Source organism: Rheinheimera baltica, assembly GCF_030731985.1.
Lineage (GTDB): Bacteria > Pseudomonadota > Gammaproteobacteria > Enterobacterales > Alteromonadaceae > Alishewanella > Alishewanella baltica.
This window is the reverse complement of the sequence record NZ_JAPJDY010000007.1, coordinates 105,325-125,299: the sequence shown is the minus strand read 5'-3', so window position 1 is coordinate 125,299 and position 19,975 is coordinate 105,325. Positions and strand designations below refer to the sequence as shown.

At 47.8% G+C, this 19,975-nt stretch carries 19 protein-coding genes; 2 read left to right on the top strand and 17 right to left on the bottom strand.

Going from position 1 to position 19,975, the window contains the following annotated elements:
• Positions 1–154: 154 nt before the first annotated feature.
• The 3 genes from ilvD to ilvG are packed head-to-tail and all read right to left on the bottom strand — an operon-like array spanning position 155 to position 3,962.
• Entirely contained in the window at positions 155–2,005 is a 1,851-nt protein-coding gene (gene ilvD, locus ORJ00_RS12850) for a dihydroxy-acid dehydratase (protein WP_027669423.1), read from the bottom strand.
• Between the two features lie 50 nt (positions 2,006–2,055).
• Positions 2,056–2,310, bottom strand: coding sequence for an acetolactate synthase 2 small subunit (ilvM, locus tag ORJ00_RS12845; RefSeq protein WP_306140045.1), 255 nt, complete (start codon positions 2,308–2,310; stop codon positions 2,056–2,058).
• On the bottom strand, positions 2,307–3,962 hold the full coding sequence (gene ilvG / locus ORJ00_RS12840; protein WP_306140044.1) for an acetolactate synthase 2 catalytic subunit: 1,656 nt from the start codon (positions 3,960–3,962) through the stop codon (positions 2,307–2,309). The genes ilvM and ilvG overlap by 4 nt, the downstream gene beginning before the upstream one ends.
• 515 nt (positions 3,963–4,477) lie before the next feature.
• Between ilvG and ORJ00_RS12835 the strand changes: the two genes are divergently transcribed.
• Positions 4,478–4,720 carry a DUF1289 domain-containing protein gene (locus tag ORJ00_RS12835; RefSeq protein ID WP_306126564.1) on the top strand — a complete coding sequence of 81 codons (243 nt, stop codon included), beginning with the start codon at positions 4,478–4,480 and terminating at the stop codon, positions 4,718–4,720.
• A gap of 4 nt (positions 4,721–4,724) precedes the next feature.
• Here the strand turns inward: ORJ00_RS12835 and ORJ00_RS12830 are convergent, their stop codons facing one another.
• The 14 genes from ORJ00_RS12830 to ORJ00_RS12765 all read right to left on the bottom strand — a co-directional run bounded on the left by ORJ00_RS12830 (position 4,725) and on the right by ORJ00_RS12765 (position 18,427).
• Entirely contained in the window at positions 4,725–4,967 is a 243-nt protein-coding gene (locus ORJ00_RS12830) for a GlsB/YeaQ/YmgE family stress response membrane protein (RefSeq protein WP_027669419.1), read from the bottom strand.
• 111 nt (positions 4,968–5,078) lie between these two features.
• Complete coding sequence (locus ORJ00_RS12825; protein ID WP_306140043.1) at positions 5,079–5,717, bottom strand: START domain-containing protein; 639 nt, start codon at positions 5,715–5,717, stop codon at positions 5,079–5,081.
• Positions 5,718–5,891: 174 nt separating this feature from the next.
• Positions 5,892–6,695, bottom strand: a complete 804-nt coding sequence (locus ORJ00_RS12820) for a CsgG/HfaB family protein (protein WP_240474800.1) — start codon at positions 6,693–6,695, stop codon at positions 5,892–5,894.
• Between the two features lie 378 nt (positions 6,696–7,073).
• On the bottom strand, positions 7,074–7,769 hold the full coding sequence (gene rsuA / locus ORJ00_RS12815) for a 16S rRNA pseudouridine(516) synthase RsuA (RefSeq protein WP_306140042.1): 696 nt from the start codon (positions 7,767–7,769) through the stop codon (positions 7,074–7,076).
• Between the two features lie 68 nt (positions 7,770–7,837).
• Positions 7,838–8,599 (bottom strand): 3'(2'),5'-bisphosphate nucleotidase CysQ, encoded by a 762-nt coding sequence (cysQ, locus tag ORJ00_RS12810; protein WP_305977796.1) that lies wholly within the window; start codon positions 8,597–8,599, stop codon positions 7,838–7,840.
• On the bottom strand, positions 8,600–9,199 hold the full coding sequence (gene cysC, locus ORJ00_RS12805) for an adenylyl-sulfate kinase (RefSeq protein ID WP_306140041.1): 600 nt from the start codon (positions 9,197–9,199) through the stop codon (positions 8,600–8,602).
• Between the two features lie 7 nt (positions 9,200–9,206).
• Positions 9,207–10,931 carry an SLC13 family permease gene (locus tag ORJ00_RS12800; protein ID WP_027669411.1) on the bottom strand — a complete coding sequence of 575 codons (1,725 nt, stop codon included), beginning with the start codon at positions 10,929–10,931 and terminating at the stop codon, positions 9,207–9,209.
• Positions 10,931–12,370 (bottom strand): sulfate adenylyltransferase subunit CysN, encoded by a 1,440-nt coding sequence (gene cysN, locus ORJ00_RS12795; protein WP_306136913.1) that lies wholly within the window; start codon positions 12,368–12,370, stop codon positions 10,931–10,933. Before cysN ends, ORJ00_RS12800 begins: the two co-directional genes overlap by 1 nt.
• A complete protein-coding gene (gene cysD, locus ORJ00_RS12790) occupies positions 12,370–13,281 on the bottom strand; it encodes a sulfate adenylyltransferase subunit CysD (protein WP_306140040.1) in 912 nt (303 codons plus the stop codon). Before cysD ends, cysN begins: the two co-directional genes overlap by 1 nt.
• 10 nt (positions 13,282–13,291) lie before the next feature.
• On the bottom strand, positions 13,292–14,713 hold the full coding sequence (gene cysG / locus ORJ00_RS12785; RefSeq protein WP_306140039.1) for a siroheme synthase CysG: 1,422 nt from the start codon (positions 14,711–14,713) through the stop codon (positions 13,292–13,294).
• Between the two features lie 238 nt (positions 14,714–14,951).
• Positions 14,952–16,496 (bottom strand): alkyl hydroperoxide reductase subunit F, encoded by a 1,545-nt coding sequence (gene ahpF, locus ORJ00_RS12780; protein WP_027669407.1) that lies wholly within the window; start codon positions 16,494–16,496, stop codon positions 14,952–14,954.
• A gap of 180 nt (positions 16,497–16,676) precedes the next feature.
• Positions 16,677–17,243, bottom strand: coding sequence for an alkyl hydroperoxide reductase subunit C (gene ahpC, locus ORJ00_RS12775; RefSeq protein ID WP_027669406.1), 567 nt, complete (start codon positions 17,241–17,243; stop codon positions 16,677–16,679).
• 202 nt (positions 17,244–17,445) lie between these two features.
• The gene (locus ORJ00_RS12770; protein ID WP_306126570.1) at positions 17,446–17,937 is read right to left on the bottom strand and encodes a transporter substrate-binding domain-containing protein; all 492 of its coding nucleotides are present in this window, start codon (positions 17,935–17,937) and stop codon (positions 17,446–17,448) included.
• Positions 17,938–18,094: 157 nt separating this feature from the next.
• Positions 18,095–18,427, bottom strand: a complete 333-nt coding sequence (locus ORJ00_RS12765) for a metalloregulator ArsR/SmtB family transcription factor (protein ID WP_306126573.1) — start codon at positions 18,425–18,427, stop codon at positions 18,095–18,097.
• 113 nt (positions 18,428–18,540) lie between these two features.
• On the opposite strand from ORJ00_RS12765, the gene ORJ00_RS12760 reads away from it, so the two are divergent.
• Positions 18,541–19,935, top strand: coding sequence for a DUF2867 domain-containing protein (locus ORJ00_RS12760; RefSeq protein ID WP_051219679.1), 1,395 nt, complete (start codon positions 18,541–18,543; stop codon positions 19,933–19,935).
• Positions 19,936–19,975 lie beyond the last annotated feature (40 nt).

The following is a 19,975-nucleotide window of genomic DNA, read 5'->3' as shown; positions in this document are numbered from 1 at the left end:
TGTCGCAGCCTAAGGCTCAGGTTTAAACTCAGCGCCAAGGAAATACTTTCTTCGCCGCCTTCAAGGAGCACATCCCTGTGCCCTTTCAGCCTGCGCGGCATCCCTGCCGCTGCTGCGAAAGTACACCTTGTCCCTTCGTCTCAAGTTTTGCTGCTTATTCTTCTAACTTGCTTAAATCTCTTACTGCGCCCTTATCCGCACTGCTTGCCAACAAGGCATAAGCTTTTAACGCTGTGCTGACTACCCGCTGGCGGTTCTCTGGCTTCCAGCCCAGCTTACCTTTGGCATCCATCGCAGCACGGCGCTGTGCGAGCACCTCATCACTTACGGCAATACCAATTTTGCGCTGCGGAATATCAATTTCAATTCGATCGCCTTCTTCTACTAAGGCGATAGCACCACCACTGGCGGCTTCTGGTGATACGTGGCCAATAGACAAACCAGAAGTACCACCAGAAAAACGGCCGTCAGTGATTAAGGCACAGGCTTTACCTAAGCCCATCGACTTTAAGTAGCTGGTGGGGTACAACATTTCCTGCATGCCCGGGCCACCTTTAGGGCCTTCGTAGCGAATAATCACAGCATCACCTGCAACCACGTTGCCTTTTAAAATTGCGTCTACTGCGTCGTCCTGGCTTTCAAAAATACGCGCGCGGCCGGTAAACACTAAATTCTCTTTTTCTACCCCAGCGGTTTTAACAATACAGCCTTGCGGCGCCAGGTTGCCAAACAATACGGCTAAGCCGCCATCCTGCGAATAGGCATGCTCTTTACTGCGAATACAGCCGTCTACGCGATCGTCATCCAGAGTGGGGTAACGACAGTTTTGCGAAAATGCCTGCGTGGTGCGAATACCTGCCGGGCCGGCTAAATACATTTGTCTGGCGTCTTCGTTGCTGGTGGTTGCAATATCCCATTGCTCCAGCACTGCACCCAAGCTATTGCCCGCGACATGCGGTACGTTAGGGTTTAATAAACCGGCACGGTTAAGTTCCGCCAAAATACCCATAACACCACCTGCGCGGTGTACATCTTCCATATGGTATTTCTGTGTCGACGGCGCTACTTTACACAAGTGCGGCACGATGCGAGATAAACGGTCGATGTCGGCCATGCCAAAATCGACTTCGGCTTCAATAGCCGCGGCCAGTAAATGCAGTACCGTGTTAGTAGAGCCGCCCATGGCGATATCTAACATCATGGCGTTTTCAAAAGCGGTTTTATTGGCGATATTACGCGGTAAGGCGCTGGCATCATCATTTTTATACCAACGGTTGCACAGTTCCATAATTCTGAAACCAGCCTGTACAAACAGCTCTTTACGATCAGCATGGGTGGCCAACAGCGAGCCATTACCCGGCTGGCCTAAACCCAGGGCCTCGACTAAACAGTTCATCGAGTTGGCGGTAAACATGCCCGAGCAGCTGCCACAGGTTGGGCAGGCGCTGCGCTCAATTTGCTCGCTGTCGCTGTCGCTGACTTTAGGATCGGCGGCTGACACCATGGCATCAACTAAATCCAGCTTGATAATTTGATCCGATAGCTTGGTTTTGCCCGCTTCCATCGGTCCGCCGGAGACAAAAATAGCCGGTACGTTTAAGCGCATCGCGGCCATTAACATGCCGGGGGTGATCTTGTCGCAGTTAGAGATACACACCATAGCATCAGCACAGTGTGCGTTTACCATATACTCTACCGAGTCAGCAATCAGCTCGCGCGACGGTAGGCTGTACAACATGCCGCCGTGGCCCATAGCAATGCCATCATCTACGGCTATGGTATTGAATTCTTTAGCAATGCCACCAGCCTCTTCAATGCTTTTTGCCACCAGTTTACCTAAATCACGCAGGTGCACGTGGCCGGGTACAAATTCGCAAAACGAGTTCACCACCGCAATAATCGGCTTACCAAAATCAGTGTCTTTTACACCGGTGGCTCGCCACAGTGCGCGGGCGCCCGCCATATTGCGGCCTTCAGTAACGGTGGCGGATCTTAACTTTGGCATTGTGCTACTCCGTGTGTTCAGTAAATAATTAGTATAGGGTTAAAGGGGGCTTAAGCACTTAATACGGCTAATTCCGCTGATGCCAGCTCCAATTGCTGAATGTCATACAGTTTATGCAGCTGACTGGTTAATAAATGAATCGGCTTATCACCGCTGACCGTCAGGGTAATATAAAGGCTACGTGAGTCAGCCCGTGGTGCCAGTTGTAATCCGGCCAGTTCATAGCCGCGATAGCGGGTAACCTGTAACAGGCGCTCAACAACGGCCGGGGTATTATTGGCGGTGATATTCAGTACGTGGTTCATGCTTTTGCCTCCGTCATCATGTCTTCATTGGCAGCTCCCGGCGGTACTAACGGCCAGACGTTGTCTTTGTCATCAATACAAACATGCAGCAGGTAAGGGCCGGGCCAGGTAAACATGGCTTCCAATGCACCTTCTACTTCATCTTTGCGGGTTATACAGTGGCCCGGTATGGCAAAGGCGGCGGCCAATGCAACAAAATCCGGGTTGTCAGATAAATCGGTTTCGCTGTAGCGCTCATTAAAAAACAGCTGTTGCCACTGCTTTACCATGCCTAAACGCTGGTTATCGACAATGACAATTTTTACCGGCAGGCGAAAACGTTTAATGGTAGCGAGCTCTTGCACGTTCATCATAAACGAGCCGTCACCTGATACGGTGATTACCGTATCTTGTGGCCGGGCTAATTTTGCGCCAATGGCTGCAGGCAGGCCAAAGCCCATAGTACCTAAGCCACCACTGGATAAATGATTACGCGGGCTGCTAAAGCGCATATGTTGCGCTACCCACATTTGATGTTGGCCAACATCACAACACACTACGCTGTTATCCGGCATGCGCTCACTTAGCTGCTTTAACATCAACGGCGCATAAATACGTTCGCCCGGATGGTCATAGCGCCAGCCATGCTGCTGCTTTAACGTGGCGCAGTGGGCTAACCACTCATCGCAGTTTGTGCTGGCCGAGATTGCCGGTAAAATTTGTTTCATATCGCCCAGCAATGCCGCATCAGCAAAGCGCACTTTATTGATTTCAGCCGGGTCGATATCGACATGAATTACTTTGGCGTGCGGCGCAAACTTTTGCAGGTTGCCGGTTACCCGGTCATCAAAGCGCGCGCCTAAGCAAATTAATAAATCGCATTGCTGCACGGCCAAATTGCCTGCCTGAGTGCCATGCATACCCAGCATGCCCATGTAATGTGTATTGTCTTTTGCAACCGACCCCATAGCTTTTAATGTGGTAACAGATGGCATTGGGTTGTCAGCCAAAAATTGCTGCAACTGAGGCATGGCACCGGCCATATGCACGCCACCGCCGATATACGCCATCGGTTTTTTCGCCGCAGCAATAAGTGCCCGTGCCTTTGCGGCATTTGCCAGCGACGTAGGCACCGACACTGCCTTTTGCGCATTGCTAGCTAGGGGCTGGTAATCAATTTCTGCTAACTGCACGTCTTTAGGGATGTCTACTAAAACAGGGCCTGGGCGCCCGCTTTTGGCAATGGCAAACGCTTGGTTTAGTGTCGCTTCCAGCTCTTCTACGCTACGCACCATAAAGCTGTGTTTGGTTACCGCGAGGCTTAAGCCAAGTACATCAATTTCCTGAAACGCGTCACTGCCCATTACGGCCTGCGACACCTGGCCGGTAATGGCGACAACAGGCACCGAGTCCAGCATGGCGTCAGCCAGCGAAGTGATAAGGTTAGTCGCCCCCGGCCCGGAGGTTGCCATGCACACGCCAACCTTGCCGGAGGCGCGGGCGAAGCCAATGGCAGAAAATGCGCCGCCCTGTTCATGCCGGCACAGATAGTGTTTTACCGTGCTTTGATACAGGGCATCGTAAATAGGCATAATAGCGCCGCCAGGGTAACCGAAAATGGTCTCTACCCCGTGTTGTTGCAGCACCTGCAGTACCAATTCTGCGCCTTTCATTGTTGTTCCTCTGTTTGCTAACCCACTTTTACAAGGCCCGGAAACGACAAAACCCCCGGTCCTTGCGGAGCGGGGGTTTTGTTGGATTTCGCCTTAAGCTACTTTTTTTCCAAAACACCGCCCCCGCGGAGATTAATAATCACCACGACCACGAGGACAATAATGTTCAGAACAGTAGCTAAACGCATAATATGATTCTTACTTATTTACTTGGTTAAAAACTATTTTAGTTATACAGCCTGCAATGCAGACTTAATTGCCTATAGAAATAGCCGTCTATCAGTCTGAAGTCAACAGGTTTTTCTGATTTGATAAAAAATAGTCAGTTGGGAAGCTGCGTTACTGGTGTGAGAATCGGCTTACACTAAACCAACCGTGGCAGGCCTGGATGGCCGAATCGAGCCTACAGGGACGTATTTACGGCGTGTTGGTGTGTGTAAACCGGTTCGATAGTTTGCACCTGAAGTGATAGGCGACGTACACTTAAGTCATTCATCAACCAGCGAGGTAGCCGCGTGGATCAGTTAGAGCTGTTTGAACTGCCCAACCCCTGCATCGGTGTGTGCCAAAGCAACAGCCGCGGTTACTGCACGGGCTGCCTGCGTTCACGAGATGAGCGCTTCAACTGGCATGCTAAACCGGCTGCTGAGCGTGCGCATATTCTAAAATTACTCACGCAGCGTAGAACGCGGTTAAACGCTAAAGCGAAGAAAGAAGATGACTCGCCAGCTAACGGCAAGTCTTTAGACTTGTTTTGAGTTATCAGCCTTTTTTAACCAAGCCAATAATAAATAGCAGCACCACAGCGCCTACCGTGGCAGTAATGAGTGAACCAACCAAACCAAAAGACGCCAGACCTAGTGCGCCGAATAAAAAGCCGCCGATAAACGCGCCGACTATACCAACGATGATGTTTCCCAGAATGCCAAAGCCACGGCCTTTCATGATGTTACCCGCTAGCCAGCCCGCTATGGCGCCGATAAGTAAAAACAGAATAAAATTCATCTTATGTCCTCAATTATTGTTAGCCCAGCATTGGTTGCTGGTGGTTTAAGCAAAGCATATAACCGTTTAATGGCAAGTAATGCGTAGGTCATGCATTTATTTTTTACTCTGTTAATACTCCAGTACACCTGGGTAGGGTTTTTGGTAGCCTGATAATATCTGCTGCAAGTCGCTAAATGTGCTTAACAGTGAGCGTAATGTGACTTTGTCAGTTATAAAATGTGGTAATTTCCCGGCCGGATCTGCCTGACCGGTGTAGTCAATAAGCAATACACCGCCCTCTAGCGGTGTTAACTCCCAATGTCCTTGCACCTGCTCTACCCGCACATAACCTGGCTCTGGCGAAAAGTGCTGCCCCATGTCCTCAATATGCAATGTTAGCACCTTGCTTTGGGGGTCTTGCGTCCAGCTAGACTGCGTAATCATGTCGCGTGGTGACACCGGCCAAATAGCATCAAAGTAAATATGCACCAGATGGGTATTCGATGACGGCGTGGCAAGCACAATGGCCCGCTCGCTATTGGTTACCCAGGCAGAAATATTATTAGTGTCTTCGAGCAAATGTAAAAAGGCACCTATAGACGAGCGCACCTTGGTGGTTGCGTGTACTTGTAATAAAGCATTTTCTGATTCGCGATGCTCTATAAGTAGTTGATCTGATTTATGATAAGTCGTCCAGCCAGAAGCCGCAACACCGCTGAAATGAGGGCCAAGCAACACCAGTAGCACCAGTAAAACCGACCATTTCATTGTAATGCCTTTTCTATTAGGGAATATATATGCAAAAACATCGTGTGCAATAATGCACCGTTGTGTAGTCACAACGCTAGCGGATTATGCGGCACTGAAAAATGTAAAGAAGAGAATAAACTACAAAAATAGAACAACAGCAGCCTAAACAGAAACTGCCGTTGTTCGGTATTATCAATTAACTTTAAGCTTACCGCCTTTGCCTAAACCGCCTTCAACATTTTGTGCTTTATAGTTACGTAAAGCCTTCACCATGTTGTTGTACGAGTCAGCAAACGCTGCTGTAATAACTTTGCCTTCAGGCGTTTTGGTATAGCCACCTGCGCCAAAGAAACCGCCGGCAAAAAGTCCACCAAAAATACCGTAATCCCAGTTTTTGGCATTACCTACCGCAGATGAAACTTGCACACCCGAGCGGTTATCAATTAACAGCAATGTTGTTGCGGCTTCGTTGCTTTTTAAACCACCGGCAACAGCACCAACCCAGCCGCCAATTAAGCCACCAACACCGCCAGTGTCTTTGGCTGAAAACTGAACGGACGGGCTAACAGTATAGTCTGCGGCGACAAGTTGCCCTTTACCAAAGTCGCTACCACCGCGAAGCTCACCAGAATTCATTAAATCACGTTCGGTATTCATTGAAGACATGGAGACACCACGCTCAACAATAACAAAACAGTTTGATTGCTGAATCATTGTACGAATAACGGGAACAGTACTGCCAAGACTTGAGTAGTTTCTGTTGTAGTAATCCCACCAGTCACCGGTTTGATCTTCATAAACAGATAAAGTGCCAAGCGGGGCGTCACATTTTTCTAAAGCAGAATTTTGTCCTTCTGCATTACTACCGCCGGCACCACCGGTAATAGTATTACCAGAGCTTCCGCCCATACTAGGCATAGTGCTTGAGCAGGCGCTTAAACCCAAGATGCCCAGCAGTGTTAGCAATTTACAAGCGCTTGAGAGGTTCATATCCATTATCCACAAACTCCTAAATTAATCATCAATAGTAGGGTAAATGCAAATAACCACAGTTTCCATAACTAAATGAAACTTTTTGGCCACCTTGGTTACAATATTGTTTAGACCAAAAATGTTTAAGTGTATGCGATTGCCTGAAGTAATAGTTTCGTTTTGTGAAAAGAAAGTAATATAAAGCACGCTAATAAACGAGAAACCCGCTGTTATGCGGGTTTAATAACTATAGGACAACAAGTTTGATAGCTTGGCACTACACAGCAAATAAACCAGACGCTTTGTCTTCCAGTTGCAGTTAGTCGGTTTCAGCTTTGGCGGCCTGGTCGTATCGTTTGTACATCTAAATAACCGCAAATTTCAGTGATGAGTGCGTTATTTTTAGGCTGTAATTTCGGCGAATTGTGTTGTTGTTAAAGCGATGTACTCACCTTCAGCCAAATCGTCCGGTAGTTGCAGCCCGCCAACCTTCTCCCTGTGCAATTTAACCACCTTATTACCAATGGCAGCAAACATACGTTTTACCTGATGATAGCGGCCTTCGTGAATGGTTAGCAGAGCTTCAGTTTCATCGAGTATTTCCAGCTGGGCTGGTAAAGTAGCGTTCTTTTCATTGCGCAGCATTACGCCCTCAGCAAACTGCTCAATAGCACTATTTGGAATAGGATCGGCGGTCCAAACCCGGTAGGTTTTGGCAACGTGATGTTTGGGGCTGCTGATACGATGTGACCATTGGCCATCGTCGGTTATCAGCACCAAACCCGTGGTGTCTAAATCGAGCCGGCCGACAGTATGCAGCCGTTCGATTAATGGCTCGTCCATCAAGGTAAATACCGTGGGGTGTTCCGGGTCTTCCGTAGAGCAGATATAGCCATCGGGCTTGTGCAGCATAAAGTAGCGCAAGCCGATGAGCTGCAGTTGTTCATCGTTCAAGCATACAACGTCGCTGTCTTTTACCTGAAGTGCCGCCTGTTTTACCAGCTCGCCGTTAAGGGTTACCAATTTTTGCCGGATCACTTTGCCTGCCTGGCTACGTGTTAAGCCGGTGCAATCACATATAAATTTATCTAAACGCATAAGTCACCTGTATTAATTGCGTTTAGTGTAACCAATTTTACCGGCGTAGTCGCTAACTCAGTGGCGTTTCACGGTGTAAGCGTCGACACCATAAAGTGTGGATTTAACAGTTGCTCGCGCTGGTACACTTTACTGGCTATGCCATCAAAACTTACGCTGGCACCGGCTTCCAAGGCAATGATATGGCCGGCACCGGTATCCCATTGCATCGTGGGCCCAAAGCGTGGGTATACGTCGGCAACACCTTCTGCTACCAAACAGAATTTCAGAGAGCTACCAACCGGCACCATGTCGTGTTGGGCAAATTGTGCCAGATAACCAGCTAAATCGGGGCTTGGGTGGCTGCGGCTGCCTACAACGCGAATGACATCACCAGGTGTGCTCACTTTTGCCGCCTTAACACCGGCAGGCGTTTTGACAAAAGCGCCTTCGCCTTTGGCAGCGTAGTAGGTTTTATTCAGCACCGGCGCATGAATAACCCCCAGTACGGGTTCGCCATTGTCTATCAGGGCAATATTTACGGTAAATTCGCCATTGCGTTTAATAAATTCTTTGGTGCCATCCAGCGGGTCGACTAACCAATAACGCTGCCAGGTTTTACGTATATCCCAGCTAATATCCGCCGCTTCTTCCGACAAAATGGGCAGATGTGGTGTCAGTGCGGTTAACGCTTTTACAATTAACTGATGGGCGGCTAAATCGGCGGCAGTCAGCGGGGAGTCATCAGCTTTGCCGGTAATGTTAAACGCGGCGGTATCTTGCTGATAAACCGCCAATATGGCTTTACCGGCTTGTTCGGCAATATCAATAACGGCGTTTAAATAGTGCATTTAACTTATCATCCCTTTTACCTTTAATAGCTGCAACAGTTGTTGCACACTGTCCTCTAATGATAGCGTTGAAGTGTCTAGTACTAAATCCGCGTGCTCTGGCGCTTCGTATGGGTCAGAAATGCCAGTGAAGTGGCTGATCTCACCAGCACGGGCTTTTTTATATAAGCCTTTCACATCGCGTTGCTCACACACTTCCAGAGGAGTAGCTATATGTACTTCAATAAATTTGCCGTTTGGAATAAAGCTTTTTACCAGCTCTCGCTGATGGCGGTAGGGCGAGATAAACGCACTTAATACCAGTAAGCCCGCGTCTACCATTAGCCCGGCAACGGCGCCAACCCGTCGCAGGTTTTCCGTTCTGTCCTGGGCACTAAAACCTAAATCAGCACATAAACCATGGCGCACATTGTCACCATCTAGCAAGTAGGTAAATTGACCGCGCGCAGCCAACGCCTGTTCCAGCGCATTAGCGACAGTGGACTTACCCGAGCCAGATAAACCAGTGAACCAGATAACGGCACTTTGTTGACCGAACAGCGCTTCTCTTGCTACTACGTCAACATCATGTGATTGCCACTTAATATCGTTATTTTTCATCTTTGTATCACTTAAACGGATAAATTATTGGCAAAAAAATCAGCACTACCGCGCTGTATGTTAGTGCCATGGGTATACCTAAACGAAGATAGTCTTTTAACTGATAATTGCCTGCTGAGTACACCATTAAATTGGTTTGATAGCCAAATGGTGAAATAAAACTGGCCGAGGCACCAAACGCGACGGCCATAAAAAAGGGTACCGGATCCACACTCAGGCTTTGCGCTATGGCATAGGCTATGGGAAATGTCAGCGCTGCTGCCGCATTGTTGGTTACTAATTCGGTAAACAGCCAGGTAGCAATAAACACGGCGACTAAAGCACCATAAGCACCACTGCCATCAACCAGGGTAATTAAGCCCTCTGCTATAGCGCCGGCCACGCCGGTTTGTATCATTAACTGGGCCAAACCAATGGCAGAGCCAACAATTAACCACAATTCCAGTGGGAAGCGGTTTTTTAACTCTTTGACATTGACCGCGCCAATGGCGACATAGGCTAATAGCAAGACTGGCAAGCTTTTAATCAGCGGGACAATATTGACTATTGATAAACTCAGCGCCGCTAAAAAGCCCAGTAATACCCAATTACTCAGTTTTTGCGACAATGGCCGGGCAATACTTAAACCATTCACATAGACAAATTCCTGGTTTAACTGGTGCTGGCCGGGGAAGTGTTTACCGACGGACAATATCAGCACATCACCGGCATGCAGCACTAAGTCGCCCAAGCCCCCTTGTAACCGTTCATGGCCACGACGGACGGCAATGACTACGGCATCATATTCATGGCGAAAGCGCAGTTGTTTTAAGCTTTTACCTACCAGGCGCGAGCTGTAGCTCAGTACTGCTTCAAGTAGTTCGCCTTGCTGTTGGTCTTGTCGTAGTAAGTCTAAACCGGGGAATTGTTGTAGCCGGGTTACCGCAGCGATATCGCCGACAAAGCGCAGCTCATCGCCAGCTTCAATAACGGTTTCGGGAGTAACCGGGCAAATGCGCTCTTTACCGCGTTGAATTTCAGCTAAAAACAGCGCCTGCAGTTCGCGTAGCTGGTTTTGCTCAACACTTTTACCAATTAATTGGCTGTCGCTGCGCACGTGTGCTGTCAGGTAGTATGGTGTGGCATCGCTGTCTTGTTGGCGGTTATCGGGTAGCCAGCGGCTGCCAATAATCAACACCACTATTCCGGCTGCCAACACTAAAGCACCCAATAAAGTAAAGTCAAAAAAGCCCAATACCGGCTCGCCGCTTTGCTCAATAAAGCCGTTAACAATAAGGTTGGTTGAGGTACCAATGAGTGTAAGCATGCCACCTAAAATAGCACTGTAAGACAGCGGTAACAGCAGCTTAGACGCGGCGAAATGGTTATGATGACGAAGCGACGACATTAACGTAGCCACTACGGCGGTATTATTAATAAAGGCTGACATCAACGCACTGGACAAGCTTAAACGCGCGATAACGCTGCTTAGTCGTTTACCCTGAAAACCTTGGCTAAGCCAGGTAACCAGCTGTGACTTTTCAATCGCAATTGACACCAATAACAGCAATAACAGTGTGACCAGCGAAGGATTGGCAAAGTTTTGCAGGGCTTTTTCCAGTGGCAACCAGCCCACCAGATAACTCAGCAGTAAGGCGCCACCGAACCACAGTGCCGGGGAGCGTTTGCTAAAAATTAGCCCCGCTACCAGCGCCAGAAGTAGAACGATTACGCCATACTGCTGATAGTGCATTACTTATCGCCCTTGAATAGCTCGCGCACATCACGTGCACCCCAGTGCGGAAAGTGCTTACGGATCAGCGCATTAAGTTCTTGCTCAAACACGCTGATATCCGCGCTTGCTGCTTTTTCTTCGGCCAGTACATTTTGTACTAAACCCGCCGCCACAGTGGCATTGGTTAAACGGTCAACAAGAATAAAATTACCGGTACCAGGCTGGTTTTTAAAGGTATCCAGCGGCTGGGTTTCGGTTAATTCCAGCTCGACCAGAGCGATATCATTCATAGTCACCTGTTCAGCCGCTTCTTGCGCCAAGGTGTTTACGTTTACCTTATGATTTAACCGGTTAATGCAAACACTGCTTTTGCGTGTGGCCAGCTTTAAGTCGTACAAGCGTCCGGTTTGCAATGGTTGCTCATCAAACCACACGAGATAAGCCAGTGCCCGGTTAGTTAGCGTTACAGTTTCATCAGACGGTACCAGCCAGTCGCCACGGCTGATATCAATTTCATCATTAAGCGTAAGGGTAACCGCCTGACCGGCGATGGCGGCAGCTTGTTCGCCAGCAAAGCTAACAATTTGTTTAATGGTACTTTTTTTACCCGACGGATAAGCGGTTACGGCTTGCCCTACGGCTAAGCGACCACTGACTAAGGTGCCAGCAAAGCCACGAAAATCCAGATCGGGCCGGTTTACATATTGCACCGGGAAGCGTGTGCCCACACCGCCACGCAAAGGTATTGGCAAGGTTTCCAGTAACGGCAACAGTGCTGTACCGGTGTACCACGGCATGTTTGCGGACAAGGTTAAAATGTTTTCGCCTTTTAACGCACTGATCGGTACCACGTCTACGGTGGGTACCTGTAGCTGCGCCATTAGTGCTTGCACGTCTTGTTTTATCGCGTTGTAACGCAGCTCGCTGTAATCGACGATATCCATTTTGTTTACTGCAACAATAAGGTGTTTAATCCCCAGTTGTGAACAGATAAAACTATGACGGCGGGTTTGTGTTTGTACACCATAACGGGCATCTATCAGCAATATAGCCACGTCAGAAGTTGACGCACCGGTGGCCATATTACGGGTATATTGTTCATGGCCAGGGGTGTCGGCCAAAATAAACTTGCGCTCTGTGGTAGAGAAGTAGCGGTACGCCACATCAATGGTAATACCTTGTTCGCGCTCAGCTTGTAAGCCATCTACCAACATAGCCAGTTCTAATTCGCCTTCGCTGTTGCGGCCTTTGTGGTCGCGTTTCAATGCGTCCAGCTGATCATCATACAACTGCTGGCTGTCGTGCAACAGACGACCTATTAAGGTGCTTTTACCGTCATCCACGCTGCCACAGGTAAGCACCCGTAGCAGGCCTTTATCCTGATGCTGCTGCAAATAACCGACTATACCTAAGGTGTTTAATTGCTCGTTTAACGAGGTTACATTAACTGATGACATTAGAAATAGCCCTCGCGTTTTTTCAATTCCATTCCAGATTGGTCCTGGTCAATTACCCGGCCCTGACGTTCAGATGTGCGGGCGCGCAGCATTTCTTCAACGATGCCTTCTAAGGTATCTGCGGTAGATTCAATAGCGCCGGTAAGTGGGTAACAGCCTAAGGTTCTAAATCGTACTGATTTAAGCTCGGGTGTTTCGCCGGGCTCCAGCGGCATACGCTCGTCATCTACCATGATTAAGCTACCGTTGCGTTCTACTACCGGGCGATGTTTGGCCAAATACAGCGGCACTATGTCGATTTTTTCTTGCAAAATGTATAACCAGATATCCAGCTCGGTCCAGTTAGACAGCGGAAACACCCTTATACTTTCGCCTTCGTTAATGGCACCGTTATATAGGTTCCACAGCTCAGGACGTTGATTTTTCGGATCCCAGCGATGGTGTTTATCACGAAACGAGTACACCCGCTCTTTAGCCCGGGACTTTTCTTCGTCGCGTCGTGCGCCGCCAAAAGCCGCGTCAAAGCCGTATTTATTTAACGCCTGTTTTAAGCTTTGGGTTTTCATAATGTCAGTGTGTTTAGCACTACCATGTTCGAACGGGCTAATGTTCATAGCCAACCCTTCGGGGTTTTTGTGCACCAACAGCTCAAAGTTGTATTCTTTGGCTAAGCGATCGCGAAACGCAATCATCTCACGAAACTTCCAATTAGTATCCACGTGTAACAGCGGAAAGGGAATGTTACCCGGTGCAAAGGCTTTACGCGCCAAATGCAACAATACTGACGAGTCTTTGCCGATAGAGTACAGCATGACGGGCTTTTTAAATTCTGCCGCTACTTCGCGGAAAATATGAATACTTTCAGCTTCCAGCTGCTGTAAGTGCGATAAAGCACTGGCTAATTCAGACATCTATTAATCCTCACTCCATCCGGGTCAGGGTTTGGCCAAACACTGGCACTTGCGGGCGCTGACCAAACCAATGTAAATCGTGTTGTAAACTTACCACTTCGCCAATCACCAACAGTGCTGGTGAGTTTATCTGATGCTGGCTTACCAGTTCAGCTAATTGCTGTAGCGTGCCGGTAATAATGCGTTGTTCGCGCCGGGTACCATTTTCAATAATGGCCACCGGTGTGTTGCCGCTGCGCCCCGCATCTATCAGTTGCTGTTGAATGTGTGCTGCCTTCATCAGGCCCATATAGATAACCAGCGTTTGATTTGCTTTGCTCATACTGTACCAGTCTGGCTCAGTACCGTCTGGGCGGCAATGCCCGGTAATAAATTGCACACTTTGCGCATGGTCACGATGGGTTAGCGGTATACCGGCATAGGCGGCACAACCTGCGGCTGCTGTTACACCTGGTACTACCTGAAAGGCAATATTATGCGGAATAAGCGCCTGTATTTCTTCACCACCCCGACCAAAAATAAACGGGTCGCCACCTTTTAACCGGCAGACTTTTTTGCCGGCTAGTGCTAAATCAACTAATAACTGATTTGTATCTTGCTGCGGCACCGAATGATCACCGGCTTTTTTACCGACGCAAATACGCTCAGCATCGCGGCGCACTAGCTCCATAATTTGCGGCGACACCAGATAGTCATAGACCACGACATCAGCTTGCTGCATTAGCTGCAGCGCTTTTAGCGTAAGCAATTCCGGATCACCCGGGCCAGCGCCCACGACATAGACTTCACCGGCCTGTTGCTGCGGTTCGTCCAGTAATTGCAGCAAACGTTGCTCTGCCTGTGGTAATTGATTGGCTTGCACATCGCGCACGACGTCTGAATCAAATACTTTTTCCCAAAACTGTCTGCGTGCAGCAAAGCCACTAATTTTAGCCTTTACCTGATCACGAAAACGGCCAACTAACTGAGCCAACGGGCCCAGATGATGCGGTAGCAATACTTCAAGTTTTTCTCGCAAACGCCTGGCCAATACAGGGGCGGTACCAAAGCTGGAAATCGCCATAATAATGGGGCTGCGGTCGATAATCGACGGGAAGATGAAACCACATTTGGGTTGGTCGTCAACAGTATTAACCAACATATTGCGCGCTGTAGCAGCGTCATACACGGCAGCATTTACTGCATCATTGTCTGTAGCGGCAATCACCAGCAGCTTGCCATCCAACATTGTTGGCTTAAAGTAGCCGTTAATCAGTTCAGCTTTGCCTTCATGTTGCCAGGCAATAAACTCCGGTGCAAACTCCGGTGATACCACATGCAACTTGGCGCCTGCGCTAAGCAAGGTACCAGCTTTACGCAACGCCACCGAGCCGCCACCCACTATGAGCACAGGTTTATCGGTTAGCTTAACGAAAAGGGGTAAGTACTGCACACAAGCTCCTGCCATAAGGTCGCTGGTTTAAAAGGTTAGTTTACGATGCGCAGAATAGCCGTCCGTATGGCTTTTATAAAATAGTTAATTACGCTCAGATATAACTAAAAGGAATTAATAACAGTATTGTAATAAGTAATGCTGAAGTCGAGGCAAAAAAAACGGCAACCGAAGTTGCCGTAAAACTCAGAGAGTGGAGAATGAAAACGCTGTAATTTTGTACGTTGTAACGTGGTAATTAGTTTCGAATCATATAATCAAAAGCGCCTAACGCGGCATTGGCACCCGAGCCCATGGCAATAATAATTTGCTTGAAGGGTGCGGTTGTCGCATCACCAGCGGCAAATACACCCGGTACAGAAGTTTGGCCGCGTTCATCCACAATGATCTCTCCGCGTGGCGATAGCTCTACAGCACCGCGTAACCATTCTGTGTTGGGTACTAAACCAATTTGAACAAAAATACCGGCCAGCTCAATATGGTGCTTATTACCGGTCTTACGGTCAGTATAGTTAATACCATTTACTTTGCTACCATCGCCGGTGACTTCTGTGCTTTGTGCTTCGGTAATAATAGTAATATTGCCCATTGAATTGGCTTTTTTCACCAGTACCGCATCGGCACGTAATTCAGCGGCAAATTCCAAGACGGTAACGTGCTCCACAATACCGGCTAAGTCGATAGCCGCTTCAATGCCAGAATTACCGCCACCTATTACGGCAACCTTTTTACCTTTAAACAACGGGCCGTCACAGTGTGGGCAGTAAGCTACGCCTTTGCCGCGATATTCTTGCTCGCCAGGTACGTTCATTTCTCTCCAACGTGCACCGGGGCTTAAAATCACGGTTTTACTTTTTAGTACCGCGCCGTTTTGCAGTTCAAGTTCAACCTTACCGGCTTTATTTAGCTTAACTGCACGCTGGTTATTCATAATATCAACGTTGTACTCACGCACATGCGCTTCTAAACTATTGACTAATTTTGGCCCTTCGGTGTACTGCACCGAAATAAAGTTTTCAATGCCAACAGTATCAGCTACCTGGCCACCAAAACGTTCAGCTACAATGCCGGTATTTAAGCCTTTACGCGCGGCATAAATAGATGCAGCCGCACCTGCAGGGCCACCGCCAACCACTAATACATCGAAGTCAGCCTTGTTTTTCAGCGCTTCGGCCTGGCGTTTTTCTGCGTTGACATCCAGTTTCTGAATGATTTTTTCCAGCGTGATAGCGCCTTGTGAGAACAGCTCACCATTTAAGTAAACCGAAGGCACGGCCATAATGTTTTTGTCGGCGACTTCTTGCTGAAACATGGCGCCGTCAATCATCACGTTGGTAATGCCGGGGTTAATTGCCGACATAATATTTAATGCCTGCACCACTTCCGGGCAGGTTTGGCAGCTTAATGACACATAGGTCTCAAAGGCGAAGCTGCCTTGTAACTGACGAATTTGCTCAATGGTGTCGGCCTCAACCTTAATGGGGTGGCCACCAGAGTGCAGCAGTGCCAGTACTAAAGAGGTGAATTCATGGCCCAGCGGAACACCAGCAAAGGTAATGTGGGTGTCGTTAGCGACCGAGCGCACCAGCATTGCCGGTTTACGGCTCAGGGCATTGTCATCGCGACGCAATGACACTAAATCAGACAATTCGGCAATGTCGCTTGCCAGAGCGTTAACTTCTGCGGCCTTGGCGCTATCGTCTAAAGATACCACCAGTTCAACCTGCGTTTTCAGGTTCTGCAGATAGGTTTTTAATTGTTGCTTCAGGTTAGTATCTAACATAATGACTCCGGTTTAGATAATTCAGATAGTGCGAAAAAAAGTCAGCCGCTAAGGTCGGGCTGGTGTAATACCAGCCCGTGCAAACAAAGGTGTTAGCAGTGGGGAAGCTGGAAACAGCTTCTTAAAAGAGGAGCTGTTTGCCGCTTCCGGCACTGCAGTTGCCTGCAGTTTGCATCAACGTTAGATTTTACCAACCAGATCCAGTGATGGTGCTAATGTCGCTTCACCCGGAGTCCATTTAGCTGGGCATACTTCGCCGTCGTGGTTTGCAACATACTGTGCAGCCTGTACTTTACGGAAAAGTTCTGCAGCACTACGGCCAATACCTAAGTCGTGAATTTCAGCAACTTTGATTTCGCCTTCTGGGTTAATCACGAAAGTACCACGCAGTGCCAGACCATCTTCTTCAATCATCACGCCAAAGTTGCGAGTGATAGTGCCTGTTGGGTCACCGATCATTGGGTAGTTAATTTTCTTGATGGTATCAGACGCATCGTGCCACGCTTTATGTGTAAAATGCGTGTCAGTTGATACTGAGTAAACTTCAACACCGATTTCCTGGAACTTAGGGTAGAAATCAGCCAGATCGCCCAGTTCAGTTGGACATACGAACGTGAAGTCGGCTGGGTAAAAACATACTACAGCCCATTTGCCGGCTAAATCCTGATCAGAAACAGGAACAAATTTACCCTGATGGAAGGCAGTCGCTTTAAACGGCTTAACTTTAGTATTGATAATAGAAGACATAGTCTTGCTCCTTTAGGTTAGTTAACAGTTCGTGTTTCAACGCTATGCAGTTTAACGTGCATGCATCTTTTGTCAAAACGAATAAAACAAATCAAATTAATCGCTTTTTATGATTAAGCGTAATGTAGTGAATTCGACTCCAACCACTAGATGGGGGTTTTTTGGCATTTCTCAAGCAAACAACATGATATAAGACAACACTTCAGGGTTTAAGATATTGTTCAGTAAGTCGTTGATACTCACCGCTGGCATAAAGCTGATCCAATGCTGTTTGTAGCTTTTGCACCAGCGTATCAGGCAGCGCCAGGTTTAATGCTAGATAATTTGCACCGACTACCGACAAATCAACCATCGGTTCTACAACATCAACAGTTTTGCCATATTGCGCTAGCGGACCAACCCACTTAAATAAGGGTTCTCGCAATGGATTACGGGAGGTGGAATAAAGCGCGCCTTGTGGATTTTTTGTCGCCGCCTCATAAGCCCGTAACCAGGGGTACAGCACAAAGTCACATTGCAATTGCGCTTTTTCACAAGTTAGGCGGACTAATTCGGTATTTAAGCCAGTAACAGTATCGCTTTTTACATAGCTATATGGCGGAAAATGCTCGGTATATAACGTAAGGTGCTCGGCACACGCCACAAAGGACAACAGCAAAATGTTAAGTATCGCGCTGCATAACCGCATACTCATAATGCCAAGGTCCCTCTGACTAAGTTTCGAAATACAGACTATGGCAGAGATACAGCAAAAGTGGCAATCGATTTGATTCATTCACAGGCATTAAATACCATCGCCATCCATACGCAGGCCGCATTCACGGCCAAAGCCGTTAAAGCGGGTGTCTTCTTCACTCTTGTTTAGTGGTCTTGTCTTTATTGCGAGCTATTGCCGTGCTCTCTTTTTTTAATCCACTTCCCACAGGGCAAAACGTTGCCAGCATATTGGTCAGGCTGACCATCATATTCTTATCGGCCAGGCGGTATTCAATAAACTGACCTTTGCGTTCACTGCTAATCAGTTTTGCCTGTTCGAGTATCTTCAGGTGTTTTGACAGCGCCGGTTTACTCATGTCAAAGCGCGCTGCGATTTCGCCTGCAGTAAGGGTAGCCTCAGACAGGTACGCTAAAATTTTACGCCGAGGTGTTGAGGCTAACGCCTCAAAAACATAATCAATTTCCATGAATATATTTAGCTAATTAGTTAATTGTGTAATATTCTAACAGTGTGCCAAGTTTGATACCAGCAGTTTGTTTTTGCTGCTGAGTAACATTGTATGACTTAAGGAGTATAAACGTGTCTACTATTGAAGCAACTGATACCTTCCCAACCGCCACTATCACATCTTGTAGTGACCGTTTACCGATAGAGGTAGTGCTACTTTCTCAATTAGCGCCTGGTGCTGGCACGCAGCTTGTGCAACTAAGTAGCAAACGTCAAACGGCACATGCTAAATATGTGGATGACTTAGATGAGCCCTCGGCCAAGCTGGGCGGTACAGACTTCAACAAAGGAGATGCAACGTCATTTTATTCGTTTTCTGTTGGTGCTAAAGGGCACCCATTTCATTGTCATGCGGGTCATCGCATATTCACGGCAATGTCTGGCAGTGTAGGCACACAACTGCGTTTTTCAACCGCGTCTGAAGCCGTATTTACGGCGGATCCAAGCGCATTTTTCCGTGCTATGCATGTGGTAAATATTCCACCAGACTGTCTGTTTGTGGTGAGGTTCCCCGGGATGGTATGGCATCAATTCGTACCGCTACAGCCAAATACTGCCCATCCGGCACTGTTTGCTATTTCCTGCCATAGCAACGAATTAAGTGGTATCGAAAATACTGAGCTACAAAACAAAATTATTGAAAATGATGCCAGTATCCCAAGCTTAACAACGCTGTTACCTGATTCGATTAACGCGCTTGTGTCACACAGCTACTTAGCTACGTTACAGGTACCTACTACGACGCTGTCATTTAATGCCCCCGCAAATACTTTACAACAGCATTTTTGCAGTAGGTTCAGAGCCTTTATGGGAAGTTTTAAAGGTTATTTTACTCGGTTTGCCGGGCGGGGCTTTTTAAGTATTAATAAAGCGTTTAAAGCCGTAAAGCGTTCAACTCCCGCTAATTCTTTACTACAACAATTTTACCGTGAGGAATGTGAGCATGAAGACTGTTTTAGCATCGATATAAAAGTGTGTGATGCACCGTCAACCAATAGCGCGTTGTTGCTGGAACATATATTAGACGCGTTTATTACTCAGCCCGCTTTGGGGGTAACAGCATTTATGATGACCCGAAATATATTGGTTAAGCCTTTTGGTTGGAGGACGTCGCCGCTGGGTTGCCCGGTATCGTCGCTATTGTCTGATGCGCCAGCGCAGCTTTTCGCGAAACGTTTTGCTGTTTTACAGCAACACTGTGATCAACAAAGCAATACGGCAGAGGTTATTCTTGGTGCGGATGACAAGCATCTGCGGTTTCGTTCATCGGTTGCAGTACAAGACCAAAAAAATGGCTTTATTCGGGTTAGTCTGGCAACCAAAGTTAAATGTAATAATGCTTTGGGCAGGTGGTATTTGAGGTTAATTAAATATGTGCATCTGCAGTATATTGTGCCCACCATGCTGCAGCATGCAGTGATATCAGTGACAGTTGCCAGGCCTGGTACTATGGTGGAAGCGGCCTAAAACCTCCGGTTAAACGGCAGTGGCATTCCTGCTATTTAAT